This is a genomic window from Aeromonas sp. EU05-FHT14A05 (assembly GCF_058791175.1).
Map to the genome: position 1 here is coordinate 311,345 of NZ_JBYTDH010000004.1, position 17,888 is coordinate 329,232.

At 61.2% G+C, this 17,888-nt stretch carries 13 protein-coding genes and 1 pseudogene; 2 read left to right on the forward strand and 12 right to left on the reverse strand.

From position 1 onward, the window contains the following. Window positions 1–261: 261 nt before the first annotated feature. The 6 genes from AC3WR3_RS08630 to metK form a co-directional block, all read right to left on the reverse strand. Window positions 262–816, reverse strand: coding sequence for a YqgE/AlgH family protein (locus tag AC3WR3_RS08630; protein ID WP_139435608.1), 555 nt, complete (start codon window positions 814–816; stop codon window positions 262–264). 193 nt (window positions 817–1,009) lie between these two features. Then, window positions 1,010–1,960 (reverse strand): glutathione synthase, encoded by a 951-nt coding sequence (gene gshB, locus AC3WR3_RS08635; protein WP_025326198.1) that lies wholly within the window; start codon window positions 1,958–1,960, stop codon window positions 1,010–1,012. Between the two features lie 51 nt (window positions 1,961–2,011). Continuing rightward, complete coding sequence (gene rsmE, locus AC3WR3_RS08640; protein ID WP_139435606.1) at window positions 2,012–2,743, reverse strand: 16S rRNA (uracil(1498)-N(3))-methyltransferase; 732 nt, start codon at window positions 2,741–2,743, stop codon at window positions 2,012–2,014. A 69-nt stretch (window positions 2,744–2,812) separates the two neighbouring features. Beyond that, window positions 2,813–3,505 (reverse strand): endonuclease, encoded by a 693-nt coding sequence (locus AC3WR3_RS08645; RefSeq protein ID WP_492291644.1) that lies wholly within the window; start codon window positions 3,503–3,505, stop codon window positions 2,813–2,815. Window positions 3,506–3,578: 73 nt separating this feature from the next. After that, entirely contained in the window at window positions 3,579–4,118 is a 540-nt protein-coding gene (locus tag AC3WR3_RS08650) for a SprT family zinc-dependent metalloprotease (protein ID WP_319916466.1), read from the reverse strand. A gap of 68 nt (window positions 4,119–4,186) precedes the next feature. Further along, a complete protein-coding gene (gene metK / locus AC3WR3_RS08655) occupies window positions 4,187–5,338 on the reverse strand; it encodes a methionine adenosyltransferase (protein ID WP_005330558.1) in 1,152 nt (383 codons plus the stop codon). 341 nt (window positions 5,339–5,679) lie between these two features. Here metK and tkt point away from each other — a divergent pair, with 341 nt between their 5' ends. Beyond that, a complete protein-coding gene (gene tkt / locus AC3WR3_RS08660; RefSeq protein WP_139435601.1) occupies window positions 5,680–7,671 on the forward strand; it encodes a transketolase in 1,992 nt (663 codons plus the stop codon). 663 nt (window positions 7,672–8,334) lie between these two features. On the opposite strand, the gene AC3WR3_RS08665 is transcribed toward tkt, so the two are convergent. From AC3WR3_RS08665 to AC3WR3_RS08680, 4 genes are all read right to left on the reverse strand, one after another. Next, a complete protein-coding gene (locus AC3WR3_RS08665; protein ID WP_492291645.1) occupies window positions 8,335–8,580 on the reverse strand; it encodes a hypothetical protein in 246 nt (81 codons plus the stop codon). A gap of 182 nt (window positions 8,581–8,762) precedes the next feature. Next, window positions 8,763–10,028 carry a RidA family protein gene (locus AC3WR3_RS08670; protein ID WP_492291646.1) on the reverse strand — a complete coding sequence of 422 codons (1,266 nt, stop codon included), beginning with the start codon at window positions 10,026–10,028 and terminating at the stop codon, window positions 8,763–8,765. 792 nt (window positions 10,029–10,820) lie between these two features. Further along, a complete protein-coding gene (locus AC3WR3_RS08675; protein WP_342057747.1) occupies window positions 10,821–11,945 on the reverse strand; it encodes an anhydro-N-acetylmuramic acid kinase in 1,125 nt (374 codons plus the stop codon). 188 nt (window positions 11,946–12,133) lie between these two features. After that, window positions 12,134–13,453 carry a peptidoglycan DD-metalloendopeptidase family protein gene (locus AC3WR3_RS08680; RefSeq protein WP_492291647.1) on the reverse strand — a complete coding sequence of 440 codons (1,320 nt, stop codon included), beginning with the start codon at window positions 13,451–13,453 and terminating at the stop codon, window positions 12,134–12,136. A 114-nt stretch (window positions 13,454–13,567) separates the two neighbouring features. On the opposite strand from AC3WR3_RS08680, the gene tyrS reads away from it, so the two are divergent. Beyond that, on the forward strand, window positions 13,568–14,767 hold the full coding sequence (tyrS, locus tag AC3WR3_RS08685; RefSeq protein WP_492291648.1) for a tyrosine--tRNA ligase: 1,200 nt from the start codon (window positions 13,568–13,570) through the stop codon (window positions 14,765–14,767). Between the two features lie 78 nt (window positions 14,768–14,845). On the opposite strand, the gene ygjK is transcribed toward tyrS, so the two are convergent. Beyond that, window positions 14,846–17,326, reverse strand: a complete 2,481-nt coding sequence (ygjK, locus tag AC3WR3_RS08690; protein ID WP_492291649.1) for an alpha-glucosidase — start codon at window positions 17,324–17,326, stop codon at window positions 14,846–14,848. Window positions 17,327–17,511: 185 nt separating this feature from the next. Beyond that, window positions 17,512–17,845 (reverse strand): annotated as a pseudogene (locus tag AC3WR3_RS08695) (helix-turn-helix domain-containing protein); the annotation flags it as partial. Window positions 17,846–17,888 lie beyond the last annotated feature (43 nt).

The following is a 17,888-nucleotide window of genomic DNA, read 5'->3' on the forward strand; positions in this document are numbered from 1 at the left end:
GGATGAGGGGCACTAAATGGGAACTGCACCAACTAAAGAGCGTGACAAGGGATCTAACTGTACCCCACCTGGCTGGAGAGATGCAGGGGATTGACGCCTATGCTGATGACGACAATGGCCTGTTGCCAGCGCTGGTGAATCTGTGTGTCAAACATCATCAGCTGTGTCCCACCTGGCTGGAGAGATGCAGGGGGTTGACGCCTATGCTGATGACGACAATGGCCTGCTGCCAGCGCTGGTTAATCTGTGTGTCAAACATCATCAGCTGTGTCCCACCTGGCTGGAGAGATGCAGAGGGTTGACGCCTATACTGGCGGCGGCCTGCTGCCAGCGCTGGTGAATGGGGGTGTCGAACACCAGCCTGGGGTTGGGGGGGATCACCAGCCAGGCGCCATCCACCAGCTCCTGCTCGAGCTGCCCTGCGCTCCAGCCGGCGTAACCCAGGGCCACCAGCCAGTGGTCTGGCGCCTCGTCCGTGCCCAGGGTCTCGAGGATGTCCTTGGAGGTGGTGACCATCATCTCGTCGCTCACCTGCAGGGTGGAGTTGAAGCCGGGCCTGAAACTGTGCAGCACGAAGCCGCGATCGGCATGGACCGGGCCCCCCTGCAGCACCGGCTGTTTCATCTCGGCGGTGGCGGGCGGGCTCAGCTTGAGCTTGGTCAGCATGGCGTCCAGGGACATGTCCACCGGGATGTTGACCACCAGTCCCATGGCTCCCTCGCTGCTGTGCTCGCACAGATAGACCAGGGAGCGTTCGAAGTAGGCGTCCGTGAGGCTCGGCATGGCGAGCAGAAAATGGTTTTGCAGTGTTTGCATAGATATCAAAGAGTGCAAAGGTATTTGGGGTGATTATGGCAGTTGACGGCGGCGGGCAAAACCGCTTTTTCGCGCAGAAAACCCGGAAGTCCGGGGCTGGCTCACATCGTCACGCAACAGAAAAGAGCAGGGGCTGCGTCGGCCCCTGTGGTGTCACTGTCTGGTTGATGGCCTCAAGGGGCGTCACCCTGGGTTATTTTCCCAGTCGGCGCTCGATGGCATCCATCAGCATGCCGGTGATATGCACCGGGAAGGCCGCCTCGATTTCGCGGATGCAGGTCGGGCTGGTGACGTTAATCTCGGTCAGGCGGTCGCCTATGATGTCGAGCCCGACGAAGATGAGCCCCTTCTCTTTCAGGGTGGGGCCCACCGCACGGGCGATGGCCCAGTCCGCTTCGCTCAAGGGGCGCGCCTCGCCGCGGCCGCCGGCCGCCAGGTTGCCACGGGTCTCTCCCTGGGCCGGAATGCGGGCCAGGCAGTAGGGCACGGGCTCGCCGTCCACCACCAGCACCCGCTTGTCGCCGTCCTTGATGGCGGGCAGGAAGGTCTGGGCCATGCAGTACTGGCTGCCGTGGGCGGTGAGGGTCTCGATGATGACCCCCACGTTGGCGTCATCTTCCTTCATGCGGAAGATGGAGGCGCCGCCCATGCCGTCCAGGGGCTTCAGGATCACGTCCTTGTGCTCGGCGTGGAAGGCGCGCAGCTTGTCGGCGCGGCGAGTGACGAGCGTGGTCGGGGTGTGCTCGGCAAACCAGGCGGTGTAGAGCTTCTCGTTGGCGTCGCGCAGGCTCTGGGGCTTGTTGACGATGAGGCAACCCTCGTCCTCGGCCCGCTCCAGCATGTAGGTGGCGTAGATGAACTCGGTGTCGAAGGGGGGATCCTTGCGCATCAGGATCACGTCCAGGCTGGAGAGCGGCTGATCCACCACCTCCCCCAGGCTGAACCAGTGGGCGTAGTCATGCTTGACGGTGAGCGGGCGCATGGTGCCAAACGCCCGTCCGGCCTGCATGTAAAGATCCTTCATCTCCAGATAGAAGAGCTCGTAGCCGCGCTTTTGCGCCTCTTCGAGCATGGCGAAGCTGGAGTCCTTCTTGATGTTGATGGCCGAGATGGGGTCCATCACTATGCCGAGTTTGATGGTCATCCGAGATTCCTTCTGGTGGCTCGATTGCGAGTGAGATTCTTAAAACCTGTTTCAGGCGAGATCGCCGAAGCGGCACTGCAGCGCCGTGATGGCGGTCAGGGCGGCGGTTTCGGTGCGCAGCACCCGCGGCCCCAGCAGCATCTCCTTGAAATCCTCTTGCACGGTACGGGCGATCTCGTCGCTGGACAAGCCCCCTTCCGGGCCGATCAGCAGCCGCACCCCGTGCTCGGGGACCGGCAGGGTGTTGATGCTGTACGGGGCGCGCGGGTGCAGGTTGAGCTTGAGCTCCTGGGTCTCTTCCGCCAGCCAGGCGTCCAGCTCCATGGGCATGCGCACTTGTGGCACCACATTGCGGCCGCACTGCTCGCAGGCGCTGATCACCACCTTCTGCCACTGCTCGCGCTTCTTCTCCAGCCGATCGGCCGGCAGCTTGACGCCGCAGCGCTCGGAGAACAGCGGGGTGATGCAGGTGACGCCCAGCTCCACGGATTTCTGGATGGTGAAGTCCATCTTGTCGCCGCGGCTGATCACCTGGCCCAGATGGATGGCGAAGGGGGATTCCACCGAGCGGGCCTCGCAGCTGTCGATGCGCACCTCCACCGACTTCTTGCCGACGCCTGTGATGGTGGCGGCATATTGGTTGCCGTCGCCGTTGAACAGCTCGAGCTGCTGACCCGGCTGCATGCGCAGCACCCGGCCTATGTGGTTGGCACCGTCTTCCGACAGGGCGAGAGTCTGGCCCACCTGCAGGGCGGCCGGTTCATAGATACGTGGAATGCGCATGGCTGATCACAGTCTCTTGGCTTGAACGCGTTGGGTGATGGGAGGGGTGACCCTCCCTGTCAAATGGGGCTATTGGCACTGCTTTTCAATGAAGGGGTTGGTATTGCCCTGCAGTTTGCCGATGCGGCGGTTGCGCTCGCACTCCCAGCGGTCGGCCGGGTACTGCCTGTCCCAGGCCTCGAACAGTTTACGCTGTTGGGCGGCCAGGCGCAGCCCATACTGCTGGCCCATGTAGAGGTAGGCACGGGCTATCTGGCCGCGCACCGGCCCCTTGGGCGGCTGCACCCGGCGATCCTTGAAGTCCACCAGCATCTGGCACTTGCCGTACTGGTTCGGCTTGCCGTTCCAGTCGGAGAAGCGGTAGTTGGCCCGATCGCCGTTCACCTCGCCGATGGCGGGGAAGAGGTTGTGCATGTCCCCCTCCATCTTGTTGAACTCGTCGCTCTTGCCGCAGTTCTTGCGCCCGCCCTCCTGCCAGCACTGGAGCTGGTGGCCGAACTCCCAGGCGGGGACCACGTGCTCCCACTCGATGCGAGAGGCGCGATTGGCCTGCTTGCGCGGCAGGTAGCCGCAGCTCTCCCAGTCCGGGGCCATCTGCTTGCCGCTGAACTTGATGTTGCAGCCGCAATAGAAGGTGGTGGGGTGGCTCTGGTAGAGCTTGTTCAGATCCTGCTTGGCGGCGCGAAAGGTCTGGGGGGCCTGGGCATGGGCCGGGGCACTGACCAGCAGGGCCAGGCAGAGGGAAATCAGAGGGCGAAACATGAAGATCCTTGGCAATGAAACGAGTGAATGAAGAAGCTGCGCACCCTAACACAGGGGCGCGACACGGGTTGACTCAATCCGCCGACGACCCCGGCTGCAACACCAGGGGCTGGCGACAGCGGCGGCAGTGATAGCGGGCCTCGCCGCGCACCACCTTGTTGTGACGACGCACCGAGAGCTGATGCTGCTGGCAGGCACAGGCGTAGGCATGGGTACGCTGGGCCAGCACGGCGAGATCGAAGCTGTGGGTGGTGTTGGGGGCGAGGCCGAACACCTCCCGCATCACCGACTGCCACTGGCGGCCATGGGGCAGCACCCGCGACTTGCCGCGCCCTTCCCCCCAGAGCGCATAGACCAGCAGGTGCGCCACCTCATGGGGCACTACCTCGGCCAGAAAGGCCTGCTGGTTGGCCTGATAGAGCGCCGGGTTGAAGCGCAGCTCCCAGGTTTGCAGCCGCGCTGACCCCGCCGCCCGGCCCCGCATGTTGCAGTGGATCTGCGGGCGCGGGAAGGGGCGGCCGAGGCGTGCCTCCGCCTGTACCAAGCAGGCGTCGACCCGCTGGTGCAGCAGCTGGAGCAGGGATGCGTCGAGTTGGACTCTGGTGGCAGACATCGAGGTCTCGTTGGGTAGCGGATAAGCAAAAGGGGAGCCAGGCTCCCCTTTTATCACAGCGGCCAGCCTTACAGACCGGCGGCGTCGCGCAGCAGAGCGGCCTTGTCGGTCTTCTCCCAGGGGAACTCGTCACGGCCGAAGTGGCCGTAGGCGGCGGTCGCCTGGTAGATGGGACGCTTGAGGTCCAGCATCTCGATGAGGCCGTAGGGACGCAGCTCGAAGAACTCGCGCACCAGCTTGACCAGCAGCTCCTCGGCTACCTTGCCGGTGCCGAAGGTCTCGACGCTGATGGAGGTCGGCTCGGCCACGCCGATGGCGTAGGAGACCTGGACTTCACAGCGGGCAGCCAGGCCGGCGGCGACGATGTTCTTGGCCACGTAGCGGGCGGCGTAGGCGGCAGAGCGGTCCACCTTGGACGGATCCTTGCCGGAGAAGGCGCCACCACCGTGACGGGCCATGCCGCCGTAGGTGTCGACGATGATCTTGCGACCGGTCAGACCGCAGTCACCCATGGGGCCGCCGATGACGAAACGGCCGGTCGGGTTGATGAAGTACTTGGTGTCCTTGTTGATCCACTCGGCCGGCAGCACCGGCTTGATGATCTCCTCGCGCACCGCTTCCACCAGATCCTTGTGGCTGATGGAGTCGCAATGCTGGGTAGAGAGCACCACGGCATCCACCCCCAGGATCTTGCCTTCGCTGTCGTAGGCGAAGGTGAGCTGGCTCTTGGCATCCGGGCGCAGCCACGGCAGGGTGCCGTTCTTGCGCACTTCGGCCTGACGCTTCACCAGCAGGTGGGAGTAGGTGATGGGGGCGGGCATCAGCACGTCGGTTTCGTTGGTGGCGTAGCCGAACATCAGGCCCTGGTCACCGGCACCCTGCTCCAGCGGATCGGTACGATCCACACCCTGGTTGATGTCCGGGGACTGCTTGCCGATGGCGTTCAGCACGGCGCAGGAGTCAGCATCGAAGCCCATGTCGGAGTGGGTGTAACCTATCTCGCGCACGGTGTCGCGCACGATCTGCTCGATGTCGACCCAGGCAGAGGTGGTTACTTCGCCGGCCACCATCACCATGCCGGTCTTGACCAGGGTCTCGCAGGCGACGCGTGCCTTGGTGTCTTGCACCAGGATGGCGTCCAGCACCGCATCAGAGATCTGGTCGGCGATTTTATCGGGATGGCCTTCGGAGACCGACTCGGAAGTAAACAGCTTTGCCATGATTGGTTCTCGATTCGTATGGGGTTATCGCCTTGGCCATAACCGGAAAATGACAGTATGTCTGTAGAGGTATCTACATCTGGACGTCTATTTTAATTAGGTCACTGGGTGATTGCCAGCACTATTTGGGGTTGGACCCGCCCGGGCCAAGGCTGAGGGGGCAACCACCCCGATGGGGGTAAGGGAGGGGGCGGATTGAATCGTTTTCCCGGGCCAGAAAAGCGATTGTGCTCCCAAAGCCACTTTATTCGCCCAGATAATATTTGCACCGCGCCCGCCCTGCTGGGACAATAACGCGCCTTAATCTTGGCCATCAAATGAAGCAATCGCAGGAGATACAGATGCCTTCTCGTAAAGAGCTTGCCAATGCCATTCGCGCATTGAGTATGGATGCCGTTCAAAAAGCCAACTCCGGTCACCCGGGCGCCCCCATGGGAATGGCAGATATCGCCGAAGTGCTGTGGCGTGGCCACCTCAAGCACAACCCGAACAACCCCAAGTGGGCCGACCGTGACCGCTTCGTGCTGTCCAACGGCCACGGCTCCATGCTGCTGTACTCCCTGCTGCATCTCTCCGGTTACGACCTCTCCATCGATGATCTGAAAAACTTCCGTCAACTGCACTCTCGCACCCCGGGTCACCCGGAGTACGGTTATGCCCCTGGCATCGAGACCACCACTGGTCCCCTGGGTCAGGGCATCACCAATGCCGTGGGCATGGCGATCGCCGAGAAGGCCATGGCCGAGCAGTTCAACCAGCCGGGTCACGACATCGTCGACCACTACACCTACGCCTTCATGGGCGACGGCTGCCTGATGGAAGGTATCTCCCACGAGGCTTGCTCCCTGGCCGGCACCCTGGGCCTGGGCAAACTGATCGCGTTCTGGGATGACAACGGCATCTCCATCGACGGTCACGTGGAAGGCTGGTTCACCGACGACACCCCCAAGCGTTTCGAAGCCTACGGCTGGCACGTCATCCCGGCCGTTGACGGTCACAACCCGGAAGCCATCAACGCCGCCATCGAAGCCGCCAAGGCCGAGACCGGCAAGCCGACCCTGATCTGCTGCCGCACCATCATCGGCTACGGTTCACCGAACAAGTCCGGCTCCCACGACTGCCACGGCTCACCGCTGGGCAACGACGAGATCGCCGCCGCCCGTGCCTTCCTGAAGTGGGATCACGCGCCCTTCGTCATCCCGTCCGAGATCGCCGCCGAGTGGAATGCGCAAGAAAAGGGCACCAAGCTCGAATCCGACTGGGCTGCCAAGTTTGCCGCCTATGAAGCCGCGCACCCGACCCTGGCTGCCGAGTTCAAGCGCCGCACCACTGGCGAGCTGCCAGCCAACTGGGCCGCTGAATCCGCCAAGGTCATCGAGACCCTGCAAGCCAACCCGGCCAAGATCGCGACTCGCAAGGCCTCCCAGAACGCCCTGGAAGCCTTCGGCAAGCTGCTGCCTGAGTTCATGGGTGGTTCCGCCGACCTGGCCCCGTCCAACCTGACCATGTGGTCCGGCTCCAAGTCCCTGACTCCCGAGAGCGCGGCGGGCAACTACATCCACTACGGTGTGCGCGAGTTCGCCATGTCCGCCATCATGAACGGCATCGCCCTGCACGGTGGTTTCATCCCCTACGGCGCCACCTTCCTGATGTTCATGGAGTACGCCCGCAACGCCCTGCGCATGGCCGCCCTGATGAAGCAGCGCGCCATCTTCGTCTACACCCACGACTCCATCGGTCTGGGTGAAGATGGCCCGACTCACCAGCCGGTCGAGCAGATCGCCTCCCTGCGTCTGACCCCGAACATGAGCACCTGGCGCCCCTGTGACCAGGTAGAGTCTGCCATCGCCTGGAAGCACGCCATCGAGCGTACCGACGGCCCGACCTCCCTGATCTTCTCCCGTCAGAACCTGCCCCAGATGGACCGCACCGCCCAGCAACTGGCCGATGTGGCCAAGGGTGGCTACGTGCTGAAGGATTGCGCCGGTACCCCGGAGCTTCTCCTGATCGCCACCGGTTCCGAAGTGGAGCTGGCCGTTGCAGCTTACGAGCAGCTGACTGCCAAGGGCCGCGCCGTGCGTGTGGTCTCCCTGCCTGCCACCGACGTGTTCGACGCCCAATCTGCCGAGTACAAGGAGTCCGTCCTGCCGTCCAGCGTCACCAAGCGTGTCGCCATCGAAGCGGGCATCGCCGACTACTGGTACAAGTACGTGGGCTTCGGCGGCAAGATCATCGGCATGACCACCTTCGGTGAGTCCGCCCCGGCCGAGCTGCTGTTCAAGGAATTCGGCTTTACCGTGGAAAACGTGGTTGCGACCGCAGAGTCCCTGTAATAGCTGATTGCTTGATACTGAATTGAAAAGCGCCTCCCTTGGGAGGCGCTTTTTTATTGTAATAAAAATAGTTACGGAAAATATACTATATATCTTGGTTCTTAATTGGATAACTTATTATTGTCTGACAATCGTTTAGTAAACACATCTGATTTCCTTTTAGTTCTGAAAAAGGAAAGTCAGAAAAATGAATGTTGTAACTGGATAAATCTAGAACTAATTTACTAGAACTGAAATTAAATCGCGCGGCATGCGTTGGGTATATACCTTCATCTTTTGGGGTTACGAGAAATGCGATTGGAAAAAATGACAATAAACTTAGTACTGTAGAATGCCCTTGATTGAAAAAGCTCACACACTTTGCGCTCAAGTGACGATCGTAAGGATAAAACCAATAATATATATCATGGGTTTTTGTAATGGCATGGTCATCCCCTAGTACAAATTTCTTTAGTGGGTCAAAGTACGGAGATTTTTGTGGTGGCTCTTTACACTCGTTAACTGATGTCGCAGATAGAATATGGCCTATCATCGCTCTGGCATATTTGATAGAGTTTATGTCAATAGATACGGTATTATATGGGGAGATTGGATTCTGAAAATAATTTCGAATTTTACTTGTCAGCTTTTTATTTGCATCCGCAACCTCGCCATCATTGCCTCCTAAGATATTACTGTTACAGTTGCTGCAGATCGTTCTGAATTTGCTTCCATTGGTTGATGGTACACCTTTATTGATTTGGCACCTGCTCCCATCATTTCCATAATATGACGTTGTTCAACCTTAGTTACAGTAATTGAACCCTGCGGAGGAACATGATCTATCGAGAGTGTGCCAAATTCTCCACAAATTAAACAATATCCATCTCTGATTTTTACATGTCTTACTCTTTCTGAAATTTTACTCATCACTAACCATCCCAAAGTATCTGTAGTGACATCAATTATATGCATGAGCTCGTAGGTTCGATTAGCGAAGCGTAATCGGACGTTCGCGTTCTTTAAGACGATGCCATAAAAATAATGCCCCACATGTTACATAAAAAGAGACCGGCCATCAGCCGGTCTCTTTTTATTATTGAACGTAAACCTTACACCTGCGGCGGGGTGCTTTCCGCATTGGACATCACGGCATCCATCTGGATCAGGGCGCCAGCGGGCAGCTCGCTCACCCCAAATACGGTGCGGGCGGGCAGATAGCTCGGGAAGTATTTGGTATAGATGGCGTTTACTGCGTCCAGATCCTCGATGTTCTTCACCTGGATATTCACCTTGACTATATCGTCCATCACATGGCCGATGCTCTCCACTATGGCCTTGATATGGCCGAGGCACTGGGCGGTCTGCTCACGGATGCAGCCAGTCAGCACCTTGCCGGTGGCCATGTCGAGCGGCAGCTGGCCGGCGATATGGTTGTAGTGGGAGAAGGCGACGCTCTGGCTATGGAGCGGGCTGCGTGGTGCCTGGTCGGTGTTGCGGGCGCGGATCACCAGGTTGTGTCTGTCTTCCACCAGTTGGGGCGGGGTGCCGTCACCGTGGGAGATGACCGCATCCATCTGCACCCGGGCGCCCATGGGCAGGGCGGAGGCCGCGATCACGCTGCGGGCGGGCAGATAGGCGACGGCGCGGGCGATGGCGGAGTCCGGGAAGAAGGTGCGGTAGACGTCGTTGACGGCCTCCAGATCCGCGAGGCTGGTCAGATAGAGGGTCACCTTGACGATATCGTCAAAGGGCACATCTATGCTCTCCAGCACGTTTTTGATATTGCGCAGGCACTGGGCCGCCTGCTCCTGGATGCCACCGGCAACCAGCTGGCCGGTGGCGGCATCCACCGGCAGCTGGGCACCGATATTGTTGTAGTGGGAGAAGGCCACCGTATGGGTCGAGAGCGGGTCGGTCGGCGCCCGGCAGCTGTTTCGGGCGAGCTTGATCAGGGGGCAGGGGGCCTGGGGGAAGGTGCCTTCCCCGTTGGAGAGCAGGGCGTCCATCTGAATAGCGGCGCCTAGCGGCAGAGCGGCCACGGCCAGCACGGTACGGGTCGGCAGGTTGCGGGGGAAGAATTCCCGATAAACGGCGTTGACCGCCTCCAGATCCCCCATGTTCTTGAGGAAGAGGGTGACTTTCACCATGTCGTCCATGACGTGGCCGATGCTCTCGACTATGGCCTGGATATTGGTCAGGCACTGTCTGGCCTGGGACTGGATATCGCCACTCACCAGCTTGCCTGTCCTGGGATCGACCGGCAGCTGGGCGGCAATATTGTTGTAGTGGGAGAAGGCCACGCTCTGGGTGCTGGGGCCCAGATCCTGGGGGGCATTGGGGGTATTTCTGGCGGATTTGATGATGGTACCACTCATGGCGATACTCCTTTCTCTTTATTGATGTAGGGTCAACGCCTTCCTTCCTCGATTGCCGCACGTCTCGCTTTATTTCGGCAACAGTTGCCCGTTCCCGACGAATGACGACGGGTGATACGGAAAACAGTCATCGCTGTTTCGAGTCTTGCTTCGACGTCGCCTGCGTGGGCGAGCGGCTGATGAAGAAATGGGTCGGGTTGATGATTCAGACAGGGGGATTCTATGGGGGGCCGACCAGGGGATGCAAACCGGGATCGCATTTCTATGAGGTGGCTCAATGCTCTGAAATATAGCTAAAATGCGGTTCAATTCACCATATATAACGGCTGGCCGGGTGTCATAACGCGCCTTATAAGGGAAATAGCCGCAGTGCGTGGGTTTGTGCCGGGTCGACGTTGATCAACTCTGTGAATAAAGGGTTAATCATCGGCAATGTTTTGCTGTTCATGTATTCAAATATGAATGGCTATGCATTTTATGCCCATGGACGGGGCTGTCAGCAACCTTAAAAATATGCTAGCCGGTGTCCGTTTTCGCCCCTTGAAACAGCGGCGGGAAATATCATTCACCCAGGCTGCATGGCGACGACGTCATTGACGCAAGCGAGCCGCCGTAATCAACCAATACGGGCTGCATATGACCTCCAGATTTATGCAATGAAATTGCAGCGGGAAATAGAGCGGAAAATAGAGGGGGAATGAACAAGGTCGATAACGTCTGCCGGCAGAGCCGGACAATGACAGAGAGGGCGGCATATGCCGCCCTCTCTGTTCGTGTGTGCAGGTTGCCCGCTCAGGCGGGGTAGAGTGCGCCCAGCACCGCCGGTCGGCTGGCGCCGGTGACGGCGGGCAGGTTGCCGGGCTGGCGCGTCACGAAGCGCTGTGCCAGCCAGGCAAACGCAGCTCCTTCCACCCAGTCGGGGGCGAGCCCCAGCTCGGCCGTGCTGGCAAGGCGCCAGCGGGGCAGCAGGGCGGCGAGTTCCCCCAGCAGGGGGCCATTGTGGGCGCCGCCGCCGCAGACGAACAGCTCTGGCCTGGTTTGCGTCTCATCCACCGCAGGCAGCTGGCGGGCTATGCTGTGGCAGGTCAGCGCCTGCAGGGTGCGCTGTACATCCACCGGGGCGTATGCCGTGCCTGCCAGCTCGTGGTCTAGCCACTCCAGGGTGAACATCTCCCGCCCCGTGCTCTTGGGGGCGGGGGCGGCGAAGTAGGGGTGAGCCAGCAGTTTATCGAGCAGTTCGGGAACAAGCTGGCCGCTGGCCGCCCACTGGCCACCGGCGTCATAGCTGCCGCCGTCGGGCTGATGGCGGCGATACCAGCCATCGAGCAGGGTGTTGGCGGGGCCGGTATCGAAGCCATATCCCCCTGAACCAGAGCCCCCGTCGGCCTGGCCCGGCAGCACAGAGATGTTGGCGATGCCGCCGAGGTTCAGCACCACCCGCAGGGCATGGGGTTTGGCAAAAATCGCCTGATGGAAGGCGGGTACCAGGGGCGCCCCCTGACCGCCGAGGGCCATGTCCAGGGTGCGAAAATCGGCGATGACGTCGATGCCGGTCAAGGCAGCCAAGAGGGCCGCATTGCCGATCTGCAGAGTAAAGCCGAGGGCGGGACGGTGGCGCACTGTCTGGCCGTGGCTGCCGATGGCGCGGATATCCTTGGGCTCAAGCCCTGCCTTGGCAAGCAGCGCCAGGGTGGCGGCGGCAAATTCCTGCGCCACGCGATTGTCGGCCACCCCCATGCGGTCGATTTCGTTGTCGCCCGGGGTGCAGAGGGCGTGCAGCTCGCGGGCCGTTGCCTCTGGCCAGGGATGGCACAGTGCCTCCTCCACCCGCAGGGTTTCCCCATCCAGAGTGACCAGCACGGCATCGATGCCATCCATGCTGGTACCCGACATCAATCCGATATAGCGCTCAGCCATGGTGTCTCCTCAATTGCGGGTCGTGATAGAGAGCGGGATAGAGGTCACGGTCTCAATGCCATGCCATATAGCGGTGCCCGACCTTAATCCGATATAACGCTCAGCCATGAGCTCTCCTCAATCTGGTTGCCAAGAGTGGGCTGAATAAAAAGGGCTGGCGGGGCATTATCCCGCCAGCCCTTCTGGCCTTAGCTGCCGTTGCTGTCCCGCTTGTTCTGGGCCAGCTGCATCTCGTTACTGTCGAGCTTGGCCAGTTGCGGTCTGGCCTCGGCCTTGAAGCTGGCCAGCGCCCGTCCGGTGAGGGTCTCGGCCTGGGGCAGGGTGAGGGTGCGCGGGTTCTTGTGCACGCCGCCCACCACGAATTCATAGTGCAGGTGCGGGCCTGTGACCCGGCCCGTGCCTCCCAAGAGGCCTATGGTCTGCCCCTGTTTCACCCGCTGCCCCTTGTTCACGGTGCGCTTGGAGAGGTGCAGGTACTTGGTCACGTAGTTGCCGGCGTGCTTGATAAAGACATAGTTGCCGTTGAACTGGTTGTAACCGGCGGCCACCACGCTGCCTGAGCCCGCCGCCATGATGGGGGTGCCCACGGGGGCCACGTAGTCGATGCCGTTGTGGGGGCGCACCTTGCCGGTGACCGGGTGCAGGCGACGCGGGTTGAAGTTGGAGCTGATGTATTTGAAGTTGACCGGGGCGCGCAGGAAGCTCTTGCGCATCGCCTTGCCTTCCGGGGTGTAGTAGTTGCCATCCTGGTTCAGCACGGCGCGATAGATGGCCCCCTGGTTGATGAACTCGGCGGCCAGGATGTCGCCGGAGGCCACCCGCTCGTCATCCTGAAACTTGTCTTCGTAGACCACCCGAAAGCTGTCCCCCGGCTGCAGGTCCTGGGCAAAATCGATGTCCCAGCCGAAGATGGCGGCGAGATCCATGATCTGATCCTCCGTCATGCCCGCCTCGCTGGCGGCGCCCCAGAAGCTGGATCGGATCTCCCCCTTCGCCACCTGCTCGCGGGTGTCGAGCTCGAGGCGCACCGGCCTGGCGACGAAGCCGTCGTCCTTGCGGCTCACCTTGAGCGCCTGCTCCAGGCTGTGGGGGTAATAGAGGCTGTGCAGCTCGCCCTGTTCGGTGAGCTTGAAGGTGAGCTCCTGTCCCGGCTGCAGCATGCGCAGGGGATCGCTGCCGTCGAGCTGATCGATGAGGTGCAGATCCGTGGTATTGAGCCCGATGCGCTGGAAGATGACCCCCATGTTGTCGCCCCGGCGCACCTTCACCTGCTTGGTGATGTAGCGCGGCTTGGGCGGGGTGAGGGGCTGCGCGGCCTCGAGTTCATCGGTCGCGGCGGCCGCGTCGGCGGGCTGGCGCAGGGCAAGCTCGTTGCCGTTGTCATCGACCCGGGTGGCGACCGCCTGTTCGCTTGGCCAGGCCGCCAGCATCATCACCAGGATGCTCAGAATAAGCACCATCTTGCGGTGCCAGGTAGGAAGAGAGTTGAAGGCGTGCCAAATGACCATGAGAAGCTGACGAAGTTGAACCCAGAAGAAGGTCGGAGTTTACCGCCTTTCCAATTGGCCTGCCATTCCAGTAATATGTCTGGCCCTGTGGAATCGTGATTGGAGAGTCAAAAAATGTCCCAGCTCGAGGTGGCGCTAGCCGAGATCAAGCGCGGAGCGGAAGAAATTCTGGTTGAAGAAGAACTTATCGCCAAGTTGAAGGAAGGGCGCCCGCTGCGCATCAAGCTGGGGATGGACCCGACGGCTCCGGACATTCACCTGGGTCATACCGTGATCCTCAACAAGCTGAAGACCTTCCAGGATCTGGGCCACGAGATCATCCTGCTGATCGGCGACTTCACCGCCATGGTGGGGGATCCCTCCGGCAAGAACAGCACTCGCCCGCCGCTCTCCGAAGAGGCCATCAAGCACAACGCCCTCACCTATGCGGAGCAGGCGTTCAAGATCCTGGATCCCGCCAAGACCCGCATCGAGTACAACTCCAGCTGGCTCGGCGAGCTCGGCGCGACCGGCATGATCAAGCTGGCGGCCAAGCAGACCGTGGCCCGCATGATGGAGCGCGACGACTTCAAGAAGCGCTACAGCGGCGGCCAGTCCATCGCCATTCACGAATTCCTCTATCCGCTGCTGCAAGGCTATGACTCGGTTGCGCTGAAGGCGGACGTGGAGCTCGGTGGTACCGATCAGAAGTTCAACCTGCTGATGGGCCGCGAGCTGCAAAAAGATGCCGGCATGGCCGCCCAGTGCGTGCTGATGATGCCGCTCCTGGTGGGTCTGGACGGCGTCAAGAAGATGTCCAAGTCCGCCGCCAACTACATAGGCGTGCACGATGCCCCGGGGGAGATGTTCGGCAAGATCATGTCCATCACCGACACCCTGATGTGGAACTACTACGAGCTGCTCTCCTCCCGCCCGCTGGCGGACATCGAAGGTTTCAAAGCCGGCATCGAAGCCGGTACCCTGAACCCGCGCGACGTGAAGATCTGGCTGGCCAAGGAGATCATCGCCCGTTATCACGACGAAGCGGCGGCTGAAGCAGCCCATGAAGATTTCACCCAGCGCTTCTCCAAGAACGCCATTCCGGACGAAATGCCGGAAGTCGAGCTGGCACTGGAAGGCGAAGGGCTGGCCATTGCCAACCTGCTGAAAGATGCCGATCTGGTGGCCACCACCTCCGAAGCGCTGCGGATGATCAAGCAGGGCGCGGTCAAGGTTGACGGCGAGAAGCTGGAAGATGGCAAGGCACTCATCGGTGCCGGTACCGCCGTCTACCAGGTCGGCAAGCGCAAGTTTGCCCGGGTGACCGTCAAGTAAGTCGCCATCTCCGGTGCCGCCATAAGAAAGGCCTCCCTTGCGGAGGCCTTTTTGTTGGCTCATTCCTGCAAAGAGGGATCAACCCTCTGTTTTCAGGAAGTTGCGGTAGAGCATGTAGAGGTGGGCCGAGCTCCAGCTGAAGTTGCTGGCCCCCTGCATGGCGCCGGTCTCCGGGTTGTAGTTCTCGCGGATGGGGCCGCTGCCCGCCAGCCCCTCGGCGTTGGCAAACAGCTTGTTGACGAGCTGTTGGGCATCGCTGCGATAGCCGTAGTTCTCCAGCCCCTTCACCCCGAAGTAGAACTGATCCAGCCAGACCCGGCCGCGCCAGTAGATGTCGGGGTCGTAGGCCGGGTTGGTCAGCGCCGCCGTGCCGAGCGGCACCTTGGTGTTGAACTCCTGAGCATTGAGCATCACCTCGCGTACCCGCGCCGCTTTCTCCTTGTCCGCCACCTCGGCCCAGAGCGGGCTCCACCCTTCCGGGCCACGGCCGCGGGCGGTCAACAGCTTGCCGACGCAGCCGTTGGCGTCGGGCAGATCCCCCTGGGCTATCTGGCGGTCGTAATAGAAGCCGGAGGCCTCATCGAACAGGCAGCTGTTGATATAGCCGGCCAGCTGGGTCGCCCCTTCGCGATAGCGGCTCGCCTCGTCCGGCTTGCCGAGCAGCTCGGCCATGTCGGCCAGGATGCGTTTCTCCTTGGCGAGGAAGGCGTTGAGCTCCACCGACTCCTGATCGATGGAGAAGCCGATGAGGTTGCCATCGTCCTGATGGTTTTCGAAGAAGAAGACGTTCCAGTCCTGGCGCGCCTTGGCCATGTCGCCGCCATAGGTCTTGTCGGCATAGCGCTTGAGCTGGTCGGGTTCGATAAAGCCGAAGCGGGCAGCGTTGTCCATGCCGGACTCCCAGCCGGCGCCGTGCTGGGCGCCGATATCCATGTCGGCGTAGCCGCCAACGCTCAATACCTGCTGATAGAGCGCCATGCCGGCGCAGCCATACCAGCCATCTCCCTCATCGGTACAGCTCGACAGATCCAGCCCGACCGGTGCCCCCGTCGGGTACTGCACCTTGAAGGTGATGTTGCCGAACTCGTCGTTGTGCTCGACGTGGCGGGTGGCGCCATATTCGATGATGCCGTTGCGGTTGTTGTCCCGCGCCCGATACCACCAGTCGTGATAGGCCTGGATCTTCGGATACATCTCGGCGATGAAGGCCTTGTCCTGGGTGGCGCTGTAGATCTCCCAGATGGCCCAGGCGGAGAGGGGCGGCTTGGTGTCGCGCTCGTTCCAGTTGCCGCCGTCGCCACCGCGATCGGCGAGCTTGTTGTAGAAGACGGCGTCGATCACCATGCCGGCATCCTGCGGCCGGACCGGGTCATCGGCCTGGATCTGGTAGTCATACATGGCGCGCACGTTGTTCTTGGCCACTTCCGGGTTGAAGTGGGCCATGGCGTAGGCGTGCTTCCAGCTGTCCCAGGCCCAGACCCCGTCGAACCAGCGAGCGGTGTTGGAGGGGGTCACCCCGTCGTGCAGGATGGCGCCGGCCGGTGAGCGCCAGTTGCCGTTGAGGGTCTCCATCGCCTTGACCGCGATGCGCCGCTCCGATTCCGGGATCCCCTGATTGGAGAGGCCGCGCGCCAGGTAATCCTCCCAGCGGCGGATGGAGTCGTCGAAATGGCTGGCGGGGTCGGCCAGCAGCGCCTGGCGGCTCTGCTCGAAGCGGTCGGCGTCAGCACTACTGTGGACATAGCTCTGCAGGGTGTAGATATCCTGCTGGCCTTTGGCGGCCAGGGTGAGGCTGGCCTCGCTCACGTAGCCGAGCCCCTGCTCGTCGAGGGTGGTGTGACTGGGCAGGGTGCGATCGATACGGTAGCTGGCGCTGCCGCTTTGCATGATGTTCCAGGTGCTGCGCAGTTTGCCGAACTGGAATGCCACGCCGCGCTCGGTCTGGCTGATGGTGCGGGTCCAGGCGGGGTACTGCTCGGCGACCGTCTTGTTGGCATCCCACTGGTTGAGCAGTTCCCCCTGCCAGTTGAGCTTGAGGGTGAGGGGGGCGTCAGTGTGGTTGATGAGGCGGGTACGAACCAGCGCAGTGCGGGCATCGCCGTAGCGCAGCTCCAGCTCCAGGGTGAAAGGTTCGAATTCGAAGCGTTGCACCAGCGCCCCCGGGATGGCGTACAGCGCCTGCTTGCTGGCGCTGGTGAGCGGGAAGGCGCGGCCGCTCTCGTCGCTCAGGGTCAGCTTGTCCAATTCGCTGGCGAAGAACAGGCTGTACTCCTCGGCGATGACCATGGGGCCGGTAAAGCCGCCCCACTCGCTGTCGCTGGCGGGCAGCAGGAAGCCGTGCCAGGCGCCGAGATCGAGCAGCGGGTTGTATTTGAGGTTGGCGTAGCTGTCAAAGTCACGGAACTGGAGCGGGGTACCGCTGCGGTCGATCACGTTCTGATACTGGTTCGCCAGGGTGGCGCTGGGGGCGGCCGGGCTGCTGGAGTCATTGCCGTTGCAGGCTGTGAGGCCGAACAGGGCAACGCTCAGGGTGACGGATAGTAAACTTTTACGAAACATCTCTCGCTCCAATGACAGTTTTTGTAGGTTAAGGAAGGTGCTTTTTTTGTGTTTATTTTAGTAAAAACGTTTTCATGGCCATTCTAGGGGAAAGAAAGCGGAAAGATTGGCGCTGCGTCACAGTACGGGCGGGGAGCTGTGTGATCGGGATCACCGGGTTACATGAGGTTACACAGGAGTTGTTTTTAGTAACTATTTACTTGGCGTTGCGGGACAGTTGCGGGGCAGGTGCGCAGATATTGGTAGGGGGGTCAGGCCGAACGCCTGCTTGAAGCGGGCGGCGAAGCGGCCGGGGGAGTCGTAACCGCCGGCGAGGGCCGCCTCCAGCGGGTTCAGTCCCTGTTGCAGCAGGGTGAGGGCGTGGCTCATGCGCACCTGGGCTTGGGTGGTCTGACTCAGCGTGCGGCTGGCCATGGAGCAAACCCGCTCGAAGCAGAATGTCAGCGCCGGGCTTATCTCAAGGCGCGGCTTCCTCTGCGGCGTGGCCTGGGCGTCAGTCAGCCACTCGGCGGGGAGCGGGCCGGCGATAAAAAAACCGGCCCCATGAGGCCGGTTTTGACAT